This window comes from Micromonospora palomenae, assembly GCF_007829925.1.
GTDB lineage: Bacteria > Actinomycetota > Actinomycetes > Mycobacteriales > Micromonosporaceae > Micromonospora > Micromonospora purpureochromogenes.
On sequence record NZ_VIXA01000002.1, the window covers coordinates 497,531 to 512,684 of the forward strand.

General features: G+C 74.6%; 15 protein-coding genes. 7 read left to right on the forward strand and 8 right to left on the reverse strand.

What is annotated here, in order from left to right; genetic code table 11:
- Positions 1–7: 7 nt before the first annotated feature.
- Together FHX75_RS13280 and FHX75_RS13285 are read right to left on the reverse strand one after the other, a co-directional pair.
- Positions 8–2,158: an APC family permease gene (locus FHX75_RS13280; RefSeq protein WP_154939849.1), complete on the reverse strand. Its 2,151-nt coding sequence runs from the start codon at positions 2,156–2,158 to the stop codon at positions 8–10.
- A gap of 84 nt (positions 2,159–2,242) precedes the next feature.
- Positions 2,243–3,208, reverse strand: a complete 966-nt coding sequence (locus FHX75_RS13285; RefSeq protein WP_425463490.1) for a DMT family transporter — start codon at positions 3,206–3,208, stop codon at positions 2,243–2,245.
- Positions 3,209–3,304: 96 nt separating this feature from the next.
- On the opposite strand from FHX75_RS13285, the gene FHX75_RS13290 reads away from it, so the two are divergent.
- Positions 3,305–4,003: an HAD family hydrolase gene (locus tag FHX75_RS13290; RefSeq protein ID WP_154939853.1), complete on the forward strand. Its 699-nt coding sequence runs from the start codon at positions 3,305–3,307 to the stop codon at positions 4,001–4,003.
- Positions 4,004–4,019: 16 nt separating this feature from the next.
- Here the strand turns inward: FHX75_RS13290 and FHX75_RS13295 are convergent, their stop codons facing one another.
- A complete protein-coding gene (locus FHX75_RS13295; protein ID WP_211364512.1) occupies positions 4,020–4,484 on the reverse strand; it encodes a hypothetical protein in 465 nt (154 codons plus the stop codon).
- Between the two features lie 89 nt (positions 4,485–4,573).
- Positions 4,574–5,443 (reverse strand): PhzF family phenazine biosynthesis protein, encoded by an 870-nt coding sequence (locus FHX75_RS13300; RefSeq protein WP_154939857.1) that lies wholly within the window; start codon positions 5,441–5,443, stop codon positions 4,574–4,576.
- 33 nt (positions 5,444–5,476) lie between these two features.
- On the opposite strand from FHX75_RS13300, the gene FHX75_RS13305 reads away from it, so the two are divergent.
- The 3 genes from FHX75_RS13305 to FHX75_RS13315 all read left to right on the forward strand — a co-directional run bounded on the left by FHX75_RS13305 (position 5,477) and on the right by FHX75_RS13315 (position 8,600).
- On the forward strand, positions 5,477–6,760 hold the full coding sequence (locus FHX75_RS13305) for a magnesium transporter MgtE N-terminal domain-containing protein (RefSeq protein ID WP_154939859.1): 1,284 nt from the start codon (positions 5,477–5,479) through the stop codon (positions 6,758–6,760).
- Complete coding sequence (locus tag FHX75_RS13310; RefSeq protein ID WP_154939861.1) at positions 6,753–7,355, forward strand: DUF1003 domain-containing protein; 603 nt, start codon at positions 6,753–6,755, stop codon at positions 7,353–7,355. Before FHX75_RS13305 ends, FHX75_RS13310 begins: the two co-directional genes overlap by 8 nt.
- Positions 7,356–7,451: 96 nt before the next feature.
- The gene (locus FHX75_RS13315; RefSeq protein ID WP_154939864.1) at positions 7,452–8,600 is read left to right on the forward strand and encodes an Mrp/NBP35 family ATP-binding protein; all 1,149 of its coding nucleotides are present in this window, start codon (positions 7,452–7,454) and stop codon (positions 8,598–8,600) included.
- A 186-nt stretch (positions 8,601–8,786) separates the two neighbouring features.
- On the opposite strand, the gene FHX75_RS13320 is transcribed toward FHX75_RS13315, so the two are convergent.
- The gene (locus tag FHX75_RS13320) at positions 8,787–9,209 is read right to left on the reverse strand and encodes a twin-arginine translocase TatA/TatE family subunit (RefSeq protein ID WP_154939866.1); all 423 of its coding nucleotides are present in this window, start codon (positions 9,207–9,209) and stop codon (positions 8,787–8,789) included.
- A gap of 75 nt (positions 9,210–9,284) precedes the next feature.
- Complete coding sequence (locus FHX75_RS13325) at positions 9,285–10,622, reverse strand: S1C family serine protease (RefSeq protein WP_211364513.1); 1,338 nt, start codon at positions 10,620–10,622, stop codon at positions 9,285–9,287.
- A gap of 291 nt (positions 10,623–10,913) precedes the next feature.
- Between FHX75_RS13325 and FHX75_RS13330 the strand changes: the two genes are divergently transcribed.
- The gene (locus FHX75_RS13330; protein ID WP_088964892.1) at positions 10,914–11,486 is read left to right on the forward strand and encodes an O-methyltransferase; all 573 of its coding nucleotides are present in this window, start codon (positions 10,914–10,916) and stop codon (positions 11,484–11,486) included.
- A 55-nt stretch (positions 11,487–11,541) separates the two neighbouring features.
- On the opposite strand, the gene FHX75_RS13335 is transcribed toward FHX75_RS13330, so the two are convergent.
- Together FHX75_RS13335 and FHX75_RS13340 are read right to left on the reverse strand one after the other, a co-directional pair.
- Entirely contained in the window at positions 11,542–13,017 is a 1,476-nt protein-coding gene (locus FHX75_RS13335) for a leucyl aminopeptidase family protein (RefSeq protein WP_154939870.1), read from the reverse strand.
- Between the two features lie 144 nt (positions 13,018–13,161).
- Positions 13,162–13,329, reverse strand: coding sequence for a DUF3117 domain-containing protein (locus FHX75_RS13340; RefSeq protein ID WP_007455245.1), 168 nt, complete (start codon positions 13,327–13,329; stop codon positions 13,162–13,164).
- Positions 13,330–13,519: 190 nt separating this feature from the next.
- Here FHX75_RS13340 and FHX75_RS13345 point away from each other — a divergent pair, with 190 nt between their 5' ends.
- Positions 13,520–14,338, forward strand: coding sequence for a PaaX family transcriptional regulator (locus FHX75_RS13345; RefSeq protein WP_154939872.1), 819 nt, complete (start codon positions 13,520–13,522; stop codon positions 14,336–14,338).
- A 4-nt stretch (positions 14,339–14,342) separates the two neighbouring features.
- Positions 14,343–15,134 carry an enoyl-CoA hydratase/isomerase family protein gene (locus FHX75_RS13350; RefSeq protein WP_154939874.1) on the forward strand — a complete coding sequence of 264 codons (792 nt, stop codon included), beginning with the start codon at positions 14,343–14,345 and terminating at the stop codon, positions 15,132–15,134.
- Positions 15,135–15,154: the final 20 nt, after the last annotated feature.

Here is a 15,154-nt window from a genome sequence, read left to right on the forward strand (position 1 = left end):
CCGGCGGTCACTCGCTGAGGTGCACCGGGACGCTGGTGACCACCACCCCCGGCAGCGGCCGCAACGCCCGGCGCAGCCGCTGCTCGGCCCGGCTGTGCAGCGGGCGGTGCCAGCTCCGGCGCAGCACCACCTCCGGCACGATCACGGTCAGCACCAGCTCCGGCCCGGTGTCGTGCAGCGCCTCCAGGTAGTGCGCCAGCGGCCCGATCACCGCCCGGTACGGCGACACGATGGTCTCCAGCCGCACGTGGTCGCCCCAGGCCCGCCACTGCTCGCGAAACCGGTCCGCCTCCGCCTCCTCCGGCGCGATGTGCACCGCCAGGGTCGGCTGGCCCAGCGACACCGCGTACGCCAGGGCGCGCAGCGATGCCCGGTTGAGCCGGGCCATCGGGACCACCACCAGGTGGCGTACCTGTTGGGGCAACTCCTCGCCCTCGGCGGGCCCGGCGGCGACGGGCCCGACCGGCGGCGGGTGCAGGGCCAGCGCGGCGTGCAGGTTCCGGTAGTGCCGGTGCACCCGGTGGGAGAGCAGCACCAGCAGCGGTACGGCGATCACCACCACCCAGGCGCCCTCGGTGAACTTGGCGACCGCCGCGGTGACGAGCACCAGCCCGGAGAGCGTGGCGCCGACCGCGTTGAGCGCCAGCCGGCGCCGCCAGCCGGCCCCGCGCCGGCGGCGCCAGTGCACCACCATCCCGGCCTGGGAGAGGGTGAAGGCGAGGAACACCCCGACCGCGTAGAGCGGGATCAGCCGCTCGGTGTACCCGCCGAAGGTGACGAAGATCAGCGCGGCGGTCGCGGCGAGGGCGACCAGGCCGTTGCTGAACGCCAGCCGGTCCCCCATGTGCAGGAAGCGGCGCGGCGCGTGGCCGGCCCGGGCCATGAAGAACAGCAGCCGGGGGAAGTCGTTGAAGGCGGTGTTCGCGGCCAGCAACAGGATCAGCGCGGTGGCGGCCTGGATCAGGCCGTACCAGGGGCCGGTCGGGAAGGTGACCCGGGCCAGCTGGGAGAGCAGGGTCTGGTCCGGCCTCGGCACCAGGCCGGCCAGGTGGATCAGCAGGGTGAGCGCGGCGAAGAGCAGCACCAGCATCGCCACCATCCAACCCAGCGTGGTGCGGGCGTTGCGCCACTCCGGCGGGCGGAACGCCGGGACCGCGTTGGACACCGCCTCGATGCCGGTCATCGACACCGCGCCCGAGGCGAAGGCCCGCAGCACCAGCAGCAGGCCGAGCCCCTCGGCCGCCGGCACCGCCGGCGGCGGCACCGGCGTGAAGCCGCGTCCGGCCACCCGCAGGTAGCCGACCACCAGCAGCGCCAGCAGCGCGACCACGAAGGCGTACGTGGGGAGCACGAAGATGTTGCCGGCGGTCCGGACCCCGCGCAGGTTGCCGGCGAGCAGCACGGCGATCACCAGCACGCCGAGCGGCACGGCGAACGGCGCCAGCCCGGGCAGCGCCGAGGTGACCGCGTGCACCCCGGCGGCCACCGACACCGCCACGGTCAGCACGTAGTCGAGCATCAGCCCGGCCGCGGCGGTCAGCCCCGCCCCGGCGCCCAGGTTGTCCCCCGCGACGATGTACGAGCCCGCGCCGTGCGGGTAGGCGGGAATGGTCTGCCGGTAGGAGATGCCGACTGCCATCATGAGCAGCACCAGCCCGGCGGCCAGCGGCAGGGATAGCCCCAACGCCGCGCTGCCGGCCAGCACCAGCACGGCCAGCATCGCCTCCGGCCCGTACGCCACCGAACTGAGCAGGTCGGAGGAGAGCACCGGCAGCGCCACCAGCTTGCGCATCCGCTCGTAGAGCACCGCCGCGCTGGACAGCGGCGGACCGAAGACGGCCCGGCGCAGCCGGGTCAGCGCCCGGCCGAACCGGGTGCCGGGCAGGTTGGCCGGTTCGGTGGCGACCAGTTCGTCCGGCTGCTTCCGGCGGAACATGGCGATCGGGGCGAGCCGGCCGAAGCGGGTCGGGGTGGGAGGCTCCCCGTGCCGACCGAGGGTCGGGTCGATCGGCAGCTCGCCGGGTTGGTCGCCGCGCCAGCGGTCGCCGATCCGGCGCAGGGTGCTCAGTTCCTCCGGGGCGAGCGGCGGGAACTCGGCCGACGGGGTGACGACGGTGCCGCTGTCGGCCTCGTCCTCGTCGCCCGGTCGCCGCGCCATCTCGCCACACCTCCCTCCGCACTCTCACGCGCGAGCGGCGGTCGTGGCGGTGGAATCGCTGTTCTCCCGCGAAGCCCCGACCGCTCAGCCGGTGGGTGGCGCGGCGTCGGCGGGGACCGGGGCCGGTGCGGGGCGGCGGCCCGCGCGGGCGCCACCGAGCACCACCACGGCCACCCCGACCAGCAGCAGGGCCAGCCCGGGCAGGGCGAGCGGGCGGGGCAGCTGGCCGAGCCAGACCCAGCCGATCAGGGCGGCTCCGGGCGCCTCCAGCAGGATCAGCACGCTGACCGTGGTGGCCGAGACGCGGCGCAGGGCGTAGTTGAACATCGAGTGCCCGAGCAGTTGGGCGCCGGCGACCAGGCCGAGGATGGCCAGCCAGGTGGCGGAGTCGTACCCGCGCAGTCGCACCCCGCCGACCAGGCACACCACCAGCAGGATCAGCGCGCACACCCCGTAGCAGATGGTGGTGTAGGTGGTGGTGCTGATGGTGGCGCGGGCGCGCTCGCCGAACGCGGTGTAGACCGCGGCGAACAGGCCGCCGGTGATCGCCAGCAGGTCCCCGGCGAAGGCCCGCCCGGAGACGGCGACGTCCGCGCCGGTGGCGAGCACCGCGCCCGTCACGGCCACCGCGATGCCGACCCAGACGGCGTACGGCAGGTGGCGGCCCTGCCAGCGGGCGATCAGTCCCTGCCAGACCGGCTGGGTGGCGCCGAGTGCGGTCGCCGCGGCGACCGAGGTGAGCTGGGCGCTCGGCATCCAGGTGGCGAAGTGGGCGGCCAGCGCCACGCCGGAGAGCGCGCAGTACCAGCCCTCCCGCCGGCCCGCCCCGACGGTCAGCGCCCGGAACTCGGCCCGGCGGCGGGCCAGCGAGAACGGGCCGAGCACGGCGACCGAGAGCAGGTTGCGCCAGAACGCGACGGCCAGCGCCGGGGCCGCGGCGAAGGCGATCAGCGGGGCGGAGGAGGAGACGGCGGCGACGGCGAGCGCGAGGACGCCGACGGTCAGCGGGTCCACCGTCGGGCGGTGCGGGGTGCGTGACACGGAGAGCAATACTCACACAACTTTGGACACCACTCAGCGTCAACGCTCCGTTACGATCATGCGCGTCCGCGCCGGCGATCCCTCGACGTCCGGAGGCGCTTTCCCATGCCCAGGTACCCCGCGGTGCTGTTCGACTTCTTCGGCACCCTGACCCGCTGCGTCCAGCGAGGCGCGGCCCACGAAACCACCGCCGAGCTGCTCGGTTGTCCCGTCGACACGCTCGCGGCGGTCCTCGACCGCACCTTCTACCAGCGGGCCAGCGGCCGGCACGGCAACGCCGAGGCGACGCTGCGCTGGGTCTGCGCCCAAGCCGGCGTCCACCCCTCCGACGACGCCGTCCGGGCGGCGGTGGCCTCCCGGCACCGGGCGGTACGCGCCGACACCCGGCTGCGCGACGACGCGGTGCCCGCGCTCGCCGCGCTGCGGGAGCGGGGCGTCCGCACCGGCGTGGTCAGCGACTGCACCCACGAGCTGCCGGCGTTCCTGCCGCAGCTGGCTGTCGCCCCGCTGCTCGACGCGCGGATCTTCTCCGTCCACGTCGGCCGGTGCAAGCCGGACCCGGCGCTCTACCTGGCCGCCTGCCGCCGGCTCGCCGTGCGGCCCGAGGACTGCCTCTACGTCGGTGACGGCGGCAGCCGGGAGCTGACCGGCGCGCAGCGGGCGGGGATGACCGCCGTGCGGCTGGCCGCCCCCGACCTGGCCGGGCACCTGGTCTTCGACGCCGAGCCGGACTGGGACGGCCCGGTCGTCGGTTCGCTGAGCGAGGTGGTCGAGCTGGTCGACGCGGTGCCGGTGGGTTGCTGAGCGCCGGGCCGGCGACTCAGCGGCGGCGGACCTTGTGCAGGCGGAACGGTTTACGGGTGGCGTGCACGGCGGGAGTCTCGCGCGGCACCTCGGCCAGCGAGTCGGCCGGCAGGTCCGGGCCGGCGTCCGGCGCGCCGGCCGGGGCGAGCCGGGTCAGCGCGCAGCCGTCGGCCGCCCAGCGGGCCACCAGGTCGGCGGTGGGTCCGGGGGCGTTCAGCCGCTTCGCCGCCACCAGCGGGGCGGAGGTCTCCCACGCCTCGGTCCCCGGCGCCAACCGGGTCACCCGGGCCGGCCAGGTCACGATCCGCCCGCCGTGGTCGCCGCGCAGGGTCACCCGCGCCTGCGCCGCCTCGGCCAACCCGGGCGCGGACTGCTCGCCCGGCCCGCTGACCACGAAGAGCGACCCCTCCAGCGGTACGCACCACAGCGCCAGCGCCGGGCCGTCGCCGACGCTCACCCAGGCCACGGCCGCCTTCTTCATCGCCTCGTCGACCAGGGGCGTCGACACCGGGGCGTCCACCTCGTCCGTCACACCGGCATCCTCTCGTACGTGGGGCGTGCGGTCACCGGTCAACCGACGAACGGCGGGACCAGGATCTCGCCCCGGGCCACGGCCATGACCTGGCCGGAGACGGTAGCGCCGACCGCCGCCCCGTCCTCCGCGGTCACCGTGCAGGTCAGCGCCGACGGGCGGTGGATCTCGATGCCCTGGCGGACCGCGTACTCGGAGCGCCCGTCGCCGGGGAGCAGCCCGCTGGCGACCAGCCAGACACCGAGCCCGAGGGCGGCCGAGCCGGTGGCCGGGTCCTCCGGCACGCCGAGCCCGGGCACGAAGACGCGGGCGTGCGCGGTTTGCGTCTCGGCGTCCCAGGAGAAGACGCTGACATGCTCCACCCCGTACCGTTCCGCCGCCGCCGCGTTGACCTTGGCGCGGGCCACCGCGTCCGGGCGGACCGGAAGGTAGGGGAACTCCAGCCCGCAGCCGGCCACCCGGGGCGCCGGGCCGGCGTGGTCGTCGGCGGTGAGGCCGGCCATCTCCAGCAGCGGCTCCGGGTCCAGCTCCGGCCCGAGGGTGGGGGTGCCGCCGGTCAGGGTGGCACCGGTCTCGCCGACCTCGATCGGCAGCACCCCGGCGCCGCACTCCTGGGTGATACTGCCCACACCGAACATCCCGCGCCGGCTGGCGGTCACCGCCGCGCCGACGCTGGGGTGCCCGGCGAACGGCAACTCCGCGGCCGGGGTGAAGATCCGGGCCCGGTAGGTGGCCCCGACCTGGGTGGGCGGCAGCACGAACACCGTTTCCGAGAGGTTGAACTCCAGCGCGAGCGCCTGCATCTGTTCGGTGGCGAGCCCTTCGGCGCCGAACACCACGGCCAGCGGGTTGCCGGCGAACGGGCGATCGGTGAAGACGTCCACGATCTCGTAGGCCAAGGTCGACATGTTGATAAACACTAGGCGCTTAGGCTGGTGCCCGTGAGCACGCCGAACCGGGTCTACATCGCCCGACTCGCCGGAGTCGCCGTCTTCGACCCGAACGGTGACCAGGTGGGCCGGGTGCGTGACGCGGTGGCCCGGATCCGGCCGACCCAACGTCCCCCCGAGGTGGTGGGTCTGGTCGCCGAGATGCCGATGCGCCGGCGGATCTTCCTGTCCATCAACCGGATCACCTCCATCGACGCGGACGCGGTGGTGCTCGGCACCGGCACCCTCAACCTGCGCCGCTTCGAGAAGCGCCCCAACGAGCTGCTGGTGCTTCAGGAGCTGCTGGACCGGCGGGTCCAGCTCGAACCGGGCGGCCAGCCGGGCGCGGTGGTCGATGTGGCGATGGAGTGCAGCCGGGGTGGCGAGTGGTCGCTGTCCCGGGTCGCCGTCCGCGAGCAGACCGGCCGGCTCACCCGCCGCGGCCACCTGCACCAGGTGGAGTGGGACCGGGTGCGCGGGCTGAGCGGCATCGCCGCCAACCGGGGTACGGCCAACCTGCTCGCCGTGCTGGAGGACATGCGCCCCGCCGACCTGGCCAACGCCCTGCAGGACCTGCCCGACGCGCGGCGCAACGAGGTCGCGGCGGCGCTGGACGACGAACGCCTCGCCGACGTGCTCAGCGAGCTGCCCGAGCACGACCAGGTGGAGATCCTCGCCGCGCTGGACCGGGAACGGGCCGCCGACGTGCTGGAGGAGATGGACCCGGACGACGCCGCCGACCTGCTCAACGAGCTGCCGCCGCCGGAGCAGGACGTGCTGCTGGACCTGATGGAGCCGAACGAGGCCGATCCGGTCCGCCAGCTGCTGCGCTACGCCTCCGGCACGGCGGGCAGCGTGATGACCTCCGAGCCGGTGATCCTGCCGCCGGACGCCACCGTCGCGGAGGCGCTCGCCCGGATCCGGGAGGAGCAGCTCTCCCCGGCCGTCGCGGCCCAGGTGTTCGTGGCCCGCGCGCCGATGACCACGCCCACCGGCCGCTACCTGGGCATGGTGCACTTCCAGCGGCTGCTGCGGGAGCCACCGGCGGAGATGCTCGGCGGGGTGGTGGTCAACGACATCGACCCGCTGCGGCCGACCACCCCACTGCCGGAGATCACCCGCCGGATGGCCACCTACGACCTGGTCGCGATGCCGGTGGTGGACCGCAACAACCGGCTGGTCGGCGCGGTCACGGTCGACGACGTGCTCGACCACTCGCTGCCGCGCGACTGGCGGGACCGGGACGCCGTACCGGCCCCGGGCCCCGCCGAGGGGACGGACAGCGCCGATGGCTGACCAGCGACGGGCCGAGCGACTGGACCAGCCGCGCGAGCCCCGGGGCGTCAAGCTGCCCCGGTTCGACCCGGAGGCCTTCGGCCGGTGGTCCGAGGGGATCGCCCGGGGCATGGGCACGGCGAACTTCATCGTCTACATGACGGTGGTCATCGCGCTCTGGTTCGGCTGGAACACCCTGGCCCCGGCGCACCTGCGCTTCGACCCGTACACCTTCACCTTCCTCACCCTGATTCTGTCGTTGCAGGCCTCGTACGCGGCCCCGCTGATCCTGCTCGCGCAGAACCGGCAGGCCGACCGGGACCGGGTGGCGCTGGAGGAGGACCGGCGGCGGGCCACCCTGCAGAAGGCCGACACGGAGTACCTGACCCGGGAGATCGCCGCGCTGCGGATCGCCATGGGTGAGGTGGCCACCCGGGACTTCCTCCGCTCCGAGCTGGCCCGGCTGGCCGAGGAGCTGGACGAGGCGGCCCAGCGCCGGCAGCGGCTGGAACGCCGGCAGCAGGAGAAGGCCGTGCGGCGGGGCGGCGAGGGCCTCGACGAGCCCCGCGACGACCTGGACGGCGACTACGCCCGCGACGGCCGGCCGGAGGGCTGACCGACGGGGCCCGGGCCCGGCGGAGGGGCCATCGATTCGCTCACACCGGCCCTGCTGGCGGCGGCGACGGAACACCCCCGACGTAGCATTGCGGGCATGTCAGCTCCCGTCAGCACCATCTCCGACGCGATCCAGGCCGCCCTGGCCACCGTCAACGACCCGGAGATCCGCCGTCCGATCACGGACCTCGGCATGGTCCGCTCCGCCGTGATCGGCGACGACGGCGTCGTACGCGTCGAGCTGCTGCTCACCGTCGCCGGCTGCCCGCTGAAGGACAAGCTGCGCTCCGACATCACCACCGCCGTGGGGGCGGTCCCCGGCGTGACGGGCGTCGAGATCGAGTTCGGCGTGATGAGCCCCGAGCAGCGCCAGGAGCTCCAGTCGAAGCTGCGCGGCGGCAACGCCGCCGAGGAGCCGGTGATCCCGTTCGCCCAGCCCGGCTCCCGGACCCGGGTGTACGCGGTGGCCAGCGGCAAGGGTGGCGTCGGCAAGTCGAGCGTGACGGTCAACCTGGCCGCCGCGCTGGCCGCCCGGGGCCTCTCGGTCGGCGTGGTCGACGCGGACATCTACGGCCACTCGGTGCCCCGGATGCTCGGCGCGGACGGCCGGCCGACCCGGGTCGAGGACATGATCATGCCGCCGCAGGCGCACGGCGTGAAGGTGATCTCGATCGGCATGTTCACCCCGGGCAACGCCGCCGTGGTGTGGCGCGGCCCGATGCTGCACCGGGCGCTCCAGCAGTTCCTCGGCGACGTCTACTGGGGCGACCTGGACGTGCTCCTGCTCGACCTGCCGCCGGGCACCGGCGACATCGCCATCTCGGTGGCCCAGCTGCTGCCGAACGCCGAGATCCTGGTGGTGACCACGCCGCAGGCCGCGGCCGCCGAGGTCGCCGAGCGGGCCGGCGCGATCGCCCTGCAGACCCACCAGCGGGTGGTCGGCGTCATCGAGAACATGGCCTGGCTGGAGCTGCCCGACGGCTCGCGGATGGAGGTCTTCGGCGCCGGTGGCGGCCAGGCCGTGGCCGAGTCGCTGAGCCGGACGATCGGCGCGCAGGTGCCGCTGCTGGGTCAGATCCCGCTCGACACCCGGGTACGCGAGGGCGGCGACGCCGGCAACCCGATCGTGCTGGCCGAGCCGGACGCCCCGGCCTCGAAGGCGCTGGCCCAGATCGCCGACCGCCTCGCCGTCCGCCGCGAGTCCCTCCTCGGCAAGCCCCTCGGCCTCAAGCCCGCCGGCCGCTGACGACCCACCCCACCCCCGCGCTCCGCGCGCCCCAAGATCCGCACAGATCAAGAGAAAGAGTGGCCTTCCGGGCTTGGGAGGCCACTCTTTCTCTGTATGTGCACGCTCCGCGCGCCTTGCCCGGCTCGGGCGCGCGAAGCGCGCGCGACGGGGGCGTGGTGCGGGTTCGGTCAGGTGGGGAGTGCGTCAGGTGGCGTCGTCGTAGCTCGGGCGGGGGGCCGGGGCGGGGGCGCCGCCCGTGGCGGTGGCCTTGCGGCCGCCCCTGCCGCGCGGGTCGGCGGCGTCGGCGACGTCCTTGAGCTCGTTGTGCACGCCGGTCACGTCCGCCCGCAGGTTGTCGTAGACGCCCTGCAACGGCTTCCGGATCGCCTGCTCGTCCTCTTCGCTGAGCAGGTGCTTGCGGATGAACGCCTTGGGGTGCAGGTCCTCCAGCTGGATGTCGGTGCCCAGCTCGCGGCTCAGGTCGCCGGTCGCGTTGCGGGCCATGCCGCGCAGGTTGCGGATCATCCGCAGGCCGTCGTTGATGACGTTGGGCAGCCGGTCACCGAAGATCAGCAGCGCCAAGAGCAGCAGCGCACCGATCTCCCACCAGTTCAGGTTGTCGAGCACTGCTGGGGCCTCCTCGTCGGCGTCAGGGCAAGACTACGCACGTCGGGTGCCCGGCCGGGAGGGGGTGACCGGTCCTCACTTGGCGTCTGCGGCGAGCGTCACCGAGGTGTTCTGCCGGGCCGACCCCCGCCGGTACTCCACCGTCACCACGGATCCCGGCGCGAACTTGCGTACCAGCGCGATCAGGTCGGTCGGCTCGGTCATCGGGCGGCCGTTCAGCTTGAGGATCACGTCCCCGGCCTTCAGCCCCGCGCCGGCCGCCGGCCCGGACGGCTCCACCGCCGCCAGCCGTACGCCGGCGCCGCCGGTGACCGTGCCGGCGCCGCCCACCTGCGCGCCGATCACGGTACGGCGGGCCTTGCCGGTGCCGATGATGTCCTGAGTGATCCGCTTGGCCTGGTTGATCGGGATGGCGAAGGCGAGGCCGATGTTGCCCGCCTCCTGTCCCTCGGCGACCAGTGACTTGATCGTGGAGTTGACCCCGATCACGCGGCCCGCGGAGTCGACCAGCGGGCCGCCGGAGTTGCCGTGGTTGACCGCCGCGTCGGTCTGGATCGCCGCGTAGTAGCGGACCGGGCCACCGGGCTCCCCGGCCTGCATGGTGCGGTCCAGGGCGCTGACGATGCCGGCGGTGACGGTGTTGGCCAGCGAGAGCGGCGAGCCGATGGCGAGCACCGGGTCGCCGACCGCCAGCGCGTCGGAGTCGCCGAACTCCACCGGGCGCAGGCCGGTGCGGCTGACCTTGATCACCGCGATGTCCGACTCCGGGTCCTGGCCGACGACCGTGGCCGGCGCGGTGCTGCCGTCGTTGAAGACCACCGAGGCCCGGCCGGTGGCGCCGGAGACCACGTGGTCGTTGGTGATCACGTGCCCGTCGGCGCTGACGATGAAGCCCGAGCCCTCGCTCACCCCGCCCAGGCTGGACACCCGGACGGTCACCACGCTGGGCAGGACCTTCTCGGCGACCCCGGCCAGCGACTCGGGGCGACGCTGGGCCAGGCCCGGCGCCTCGGCCGGTCGGGCGCCGAGCGCCACCCCGCCCCCGGCCCCGCCGCGGACCGCGAAGGCGTACCCGAGGGCTCCGCCGAGGGACCCGGCGAGCAGCGCGGTGATCAGCGGGACGAGCAGCAGCTGGCGCAGCTTCGGCCGGCCCGGGGCGTCCGGGTCGCTGACCGGTTCCGGCCCGGCCCCGGCGTCGGGCGCGCCCGGGATGAGCACGGCGGCCGGCGCGTACGGGTCACGCCAGGGGTCGGCCAACGCGTCCGACCACCAGGGCGATGTCGTCCCGCCCGGGGCGCCGTGCGGCGCCGTAGGCGGCCCCACCGGCGTCGCCCCGGCCGGCGGTCCCGCCGGTGCCGGAGTCCCGCCGGGCTGGCGCCAGTCCCAGCCGTCGGTCACGTCGGTGCCTCCCAGTCCGTCCCCCGACCCCCCGTGCCGCGTGGTGCGGCGGCCGTCGCGAAACGAGGGATACCGCTTCCAGGATTGCACGGATGAGCCGGATGGCATCAGCTCTTGCCGGGCGTGATCGTCGACGGCGGACGGCGCGGCTGCGCGCCGGAAGGCTCGCCTCTAGGCTCATACCGCCAACCCGCCCCCCGCACCACTCCCGCCGCCCGGAGGTGTCCCATCGCCACGGTCGCCAATTCCGGCACTCCCACGGCGCAGGCGCTGCAGTTCGCCGAGTCGTACGTCGGCGAGGACCTCGTGCTGCGGACCGCCCGCAGCCTCGCCCGGGAGGTCGGCCTCGACGCGGTGACCCCCGGGGCCGGGGCGGCGCTGCGCCTGCTCGCCGCCGCCGGCAACGCCCGGGCGGTGGTGGAGATCGGCACCGGCACCGGGGTCAGCGGCGTCTGGCTGCTGCGCGGGATGCGGGCCGACGGCGTGCTCACCACCATCGACCTGGAGGTCGAGCACCAGCGGATCGCCCGGCGCATCTTCGTCGAGGCCGGCTTTCCGTCGGGGCGTACCCGGATCATCACCGGCCGGGCGCTGGACGTGCTGCCACGGCTCGCGGACGGCGCGTACGACCTGGTCTTCGTCGACGCCGAGGCGACCGGCTTCGCCGCGTACGTCGACGCCGCGCTGCGGCTGCTGCGACCCGGCGGGGTGCTGGCCCTCAACGGCACCCTGGCCGGCGGGCGGATCGGCGACCCGGCCGCGCGGGACGCCGAGACGGTGACCGTCCGGGAGACGATCAAGGCGCTCCGGGAGTCCGAGCACTGGATCCCGGCGCTGCTGCCGGTGGGGCACGGCCTGCTCGCCGCCGTGAAGTGCTGACCCGCAGCCGACCGCCCGGCCCGGCGTCCGCCGCGCGCCAGCCGGGACCGCCGGCTCAGTCCAGCGTCGCCAGCCAGCGCAGCAGCCCGCGTACGCCCCAGCCGGTCGCGCCCCGGGTCAGTTCGGCGTCGTCCCCGTCGGCCCAGGACGGCGCGGACATGTCGATGTGCAGCCACCGGTCGCGCAGGTCACCGGTGAACTCGCGCAGGTAGAGCGCGGCGGTCACCGAGCCGGCGCCGACGGCGGGCGAGCTGTGCAGGTCCGCCAGGTCACTGCCGAGGTGCTCGACGTAGTCGGCGGCCAGCGGCATCCGCCAGGCGGCCTCGCCGGCGGCGTCGACGGCGGCCAGCAGGTCGGCGGCGAGCTGGTCGTTCTCGCTGTAGAGGGCGCCGGTGCGCTTGCCGAGCGCGACCGCGTTGGCGCCGGTCAGGGTGGCCAGGTCGATCAGCAGGTCCGGCTGGAGCTCCCGGACCGCGTAGGCCAGCGCGTCGGCGAGGACCAGCCGCCCCTCGGCGTCGGAGTTGGTGGTCTCGCTGGTCAGGCCGCCGTAGTGGCGGACGATGTCGCCGGGGCGGAACGCCGACCCGCTGACCATGTTCTCGGCCAGCGGGGCGAGCGTGGTGATCCGCACCGGCAGCCGCAGCGCGGCCGCGCCCAGCGTCGCCGCGACCACCGCGGCCGCGCCGGCCATGTCCTTGCGCATCAGCTTCATCGCCGGCACCGGCTTGATCGAGATGCCGCCGGTGTCGAAGGTGATGCCCTTGCCGACCAGCACCACGTGGGTGCGGGCGTCGGCGGGCCGCCAGTCCAGCTCCACCATGCGGGGGGTGCTCGCCGAGCCGCCGCCGACGGCGAGGATGCCGCCGAAGCCCTCGGCGGCCAGTTCCTCGGGCCCGCGTACCCGCAGGTGCAGGTCGGGCTGGTCGGCCGCGGCCGCCTCGACCTGCGCGACGAACCACTGCGGGTTCTTCACCGAGGACGGGGTGTTGGTGAGGTCCCGGGCGAGCCGGGTCATCCGGGCGGTGGTCTCGGCGACCTCGACCGCGTCGCGGTACGCGTCGGGGTCGTCGACCAGCAGGTCCACCCCGGTCAGCGCGGGCGATTCGCCGGCCTCGGTCAGCCGGAACCGGTAGGAGGCGAGCAGCAGCCCCTCGACGAGGGCGCGGACGGCCTCCGCGCCGGTGCCGGTCGGCACCGAAAACGTGATGTGCGTCTCATCCCTGCCGGCGCGGGTCAACGCCGCCCCGGCGGCCCGCCAGGCCCGGTCGGCGCCGTCGCCGATGCCGAGCAGCAGCAGTCGGGCCGGGGTGCGGGCCGGCCGCAGGTGCGCGTACGTCTCGCCGGCCCGGCCGGTCAGCCGGGTGACCGGCAGCAGGGCGGTCGCCTCCGCCAGCACCTCGTCGGGCAGGGCCGGCCCGGTCGGGGCCAGCGTCGCCGGGGTGTCGCCCCCGTCGGTGTCGGCCGCGGCGCGGACGGGCAGAACGAGGGTGTCGAGCCGGTCCGGACCGGCTGACAGGCGGATGGCGAGCACGCTGGACCGTACCTCCGAGAAAGGATCGTGGTGCGGGGCCTGGCCACCCGCGTACACAGGTGAAGACCCTGAGCCACCGGCCGTGGCCGGTGGCTCAGGGATACGACGAACCGCCCGCGCGTCGCCGCGCGGCCTGTCGGTCGATCAGCCGGCGGCCGCCTTCAGGGCATCACCCAGTGCATTGGCCTCGTCGGGAGTCATCTCGACGACGAGCCGGCCACCGCCCTCCAGCGGGACCCGCATGACGATGCCCCGGCCCTCCTTGGTGACTTCCAGCGGACCGTCGCCCGTCCGCGGCTTCATCGCCGCCATGTTGTCTCCCCTCAGACCTGTATCAGGGTCGGTGGGTTGCCCCACAGCCACTTCGTCACGACCACCCGCAACGTACGCGGAGGTGTCGACCAACGATTTTCCCTGATGAACACCGCCGGACCCAAACCGAAGCAGCATTGATGTAACAGCATCTAGCTTATCTTGAGAAGGCCTGTCACAATGTGCGGTCATGCAGGCACGGTCGGCACTCTTCGACCTGTACGGCGACTACCTCCGACCGAGGGGTGGCCGTGCACCGGTCGCCGCCCTGGTCAAGCTACTGGCGCCGCTCGGGATCGCTCCTCCGGCCGTGCGCACCGCGGTCTCCCGGATGGTCCGCCAGGGCTGGCTGGACCCGCTCCGGCTCGCCACCGGGCCGGGATATTCGATCACACCGAAGGCCGCCCGGCGACTCGACGAAGCGGGCGCCCGGATCTACCGCACCGGCCGGGTCACCTGGGACGGCCGCTTCGACCTCCTGGTGCTCCAGACCCCGACCGCCCGGCGGGACCGGCAGCGCCTCGCCGCCAACCTGGCCTTCCTGGGCTACGGCACCCTCGACGAGCACACCTGGGTGGCCACCCGGGCGAGCGACGACGTGGACCTGCTCCTGGAGGAGGCGGGCGTGCGCTACGAGCGGTTCACCGCCGCGCACGCCGCCGGCACGCCGGGCGCGATGGGGGTGGTCCGCCGGGCCTGGGACCTCACCGAGATCGGGCACGCGTACGAGCGGTTCGTCGCCGAGCAGCGGCCGCTGCTGTCCGGGGTGACCGTGCGCAGCGGCGACGAGGAGGCGTACGCGGCGCGGTTCCGGCTGGTGCACGCGTGGCGTACCTTCCTGTTCCGGGACCCGCAGCTGCCCCCGGCGCTGCTCCCGGAGCGCTGGCCCGGCACCGCCGCGGCCAGCTTCTTCGACCGGCACGCGGCCCGGCTGCGGCCGGCCGCCGACCGGTACGTCGAGCACTGCCTCGACGCCAGCAACCGCATCGCCCGACAGAAGGGTCGTTAGAAACGTGACCGAGCCGCTGCTCGTCGACCGCACCGACGCCGTGGTCACCCTGACGCTGAACCGCCCCACGGCGATGAACTCGCTCGACGTGGCGCTCAAGGAGGCGCTCCGGGACAGCCTGGCCGAGCTGGAGGCCGACCGTTCCTGCCGGGCCGTGGTGCTGGCCGGCGCGGGCGGGCAGTTCAGCGCCGGCCAGGACCTGCGCGAGCACGTGCAGACCCTCCAGTCGACCACCACGAACCCGCTGGACACCGTGCGGGCGCACTACAACCCGATCGCCGCCCGGCTGGCCAACCTGCCCAAGCCGGTGGTGGCCGCGGTGCGCGGGATGGCGGCCGGGGCGGGCGCCTCGCTGGCCTTCCTCGCCGACTTCCGGGTCGGCGGCCCGAAGACGAAGTTCCTGATGGCGTTCGCCGGGGTGGGGCTGGCCGCCGACACCGGTGCCTCCTGGACGCTGCCCCGCCTGGTCGGCCACGCCAAGGCCGTCGAGCTGCTGATGCTCGCCGAGCCGGTCGGCGCCGAGGAGGCCTGCCGGCTGGGCCTGCTGAACAAGCTGGTCGAGGACGACGAGCTGGTGCTGCCGGCCGCGCAGGAGCTGGCCGCCCGGCTCGCCGCCGGCCCGACCGTCGCGTACGCGGCGATCAAGCGTCAGCTTTCCATCGCCGACGCGGGCACCCTCGCCGACGCCCTCGCCGCCGAGGCGCAGGCCCAGGCGATCTGCGGCGCCACCGCCGACCACAAGGCCGCCACGATGGCGTTCGTGGAGAAGCGCAAGCCGGTCTTCGAGGGCCACTGACGTCGCTGTCGCCGGCCCGG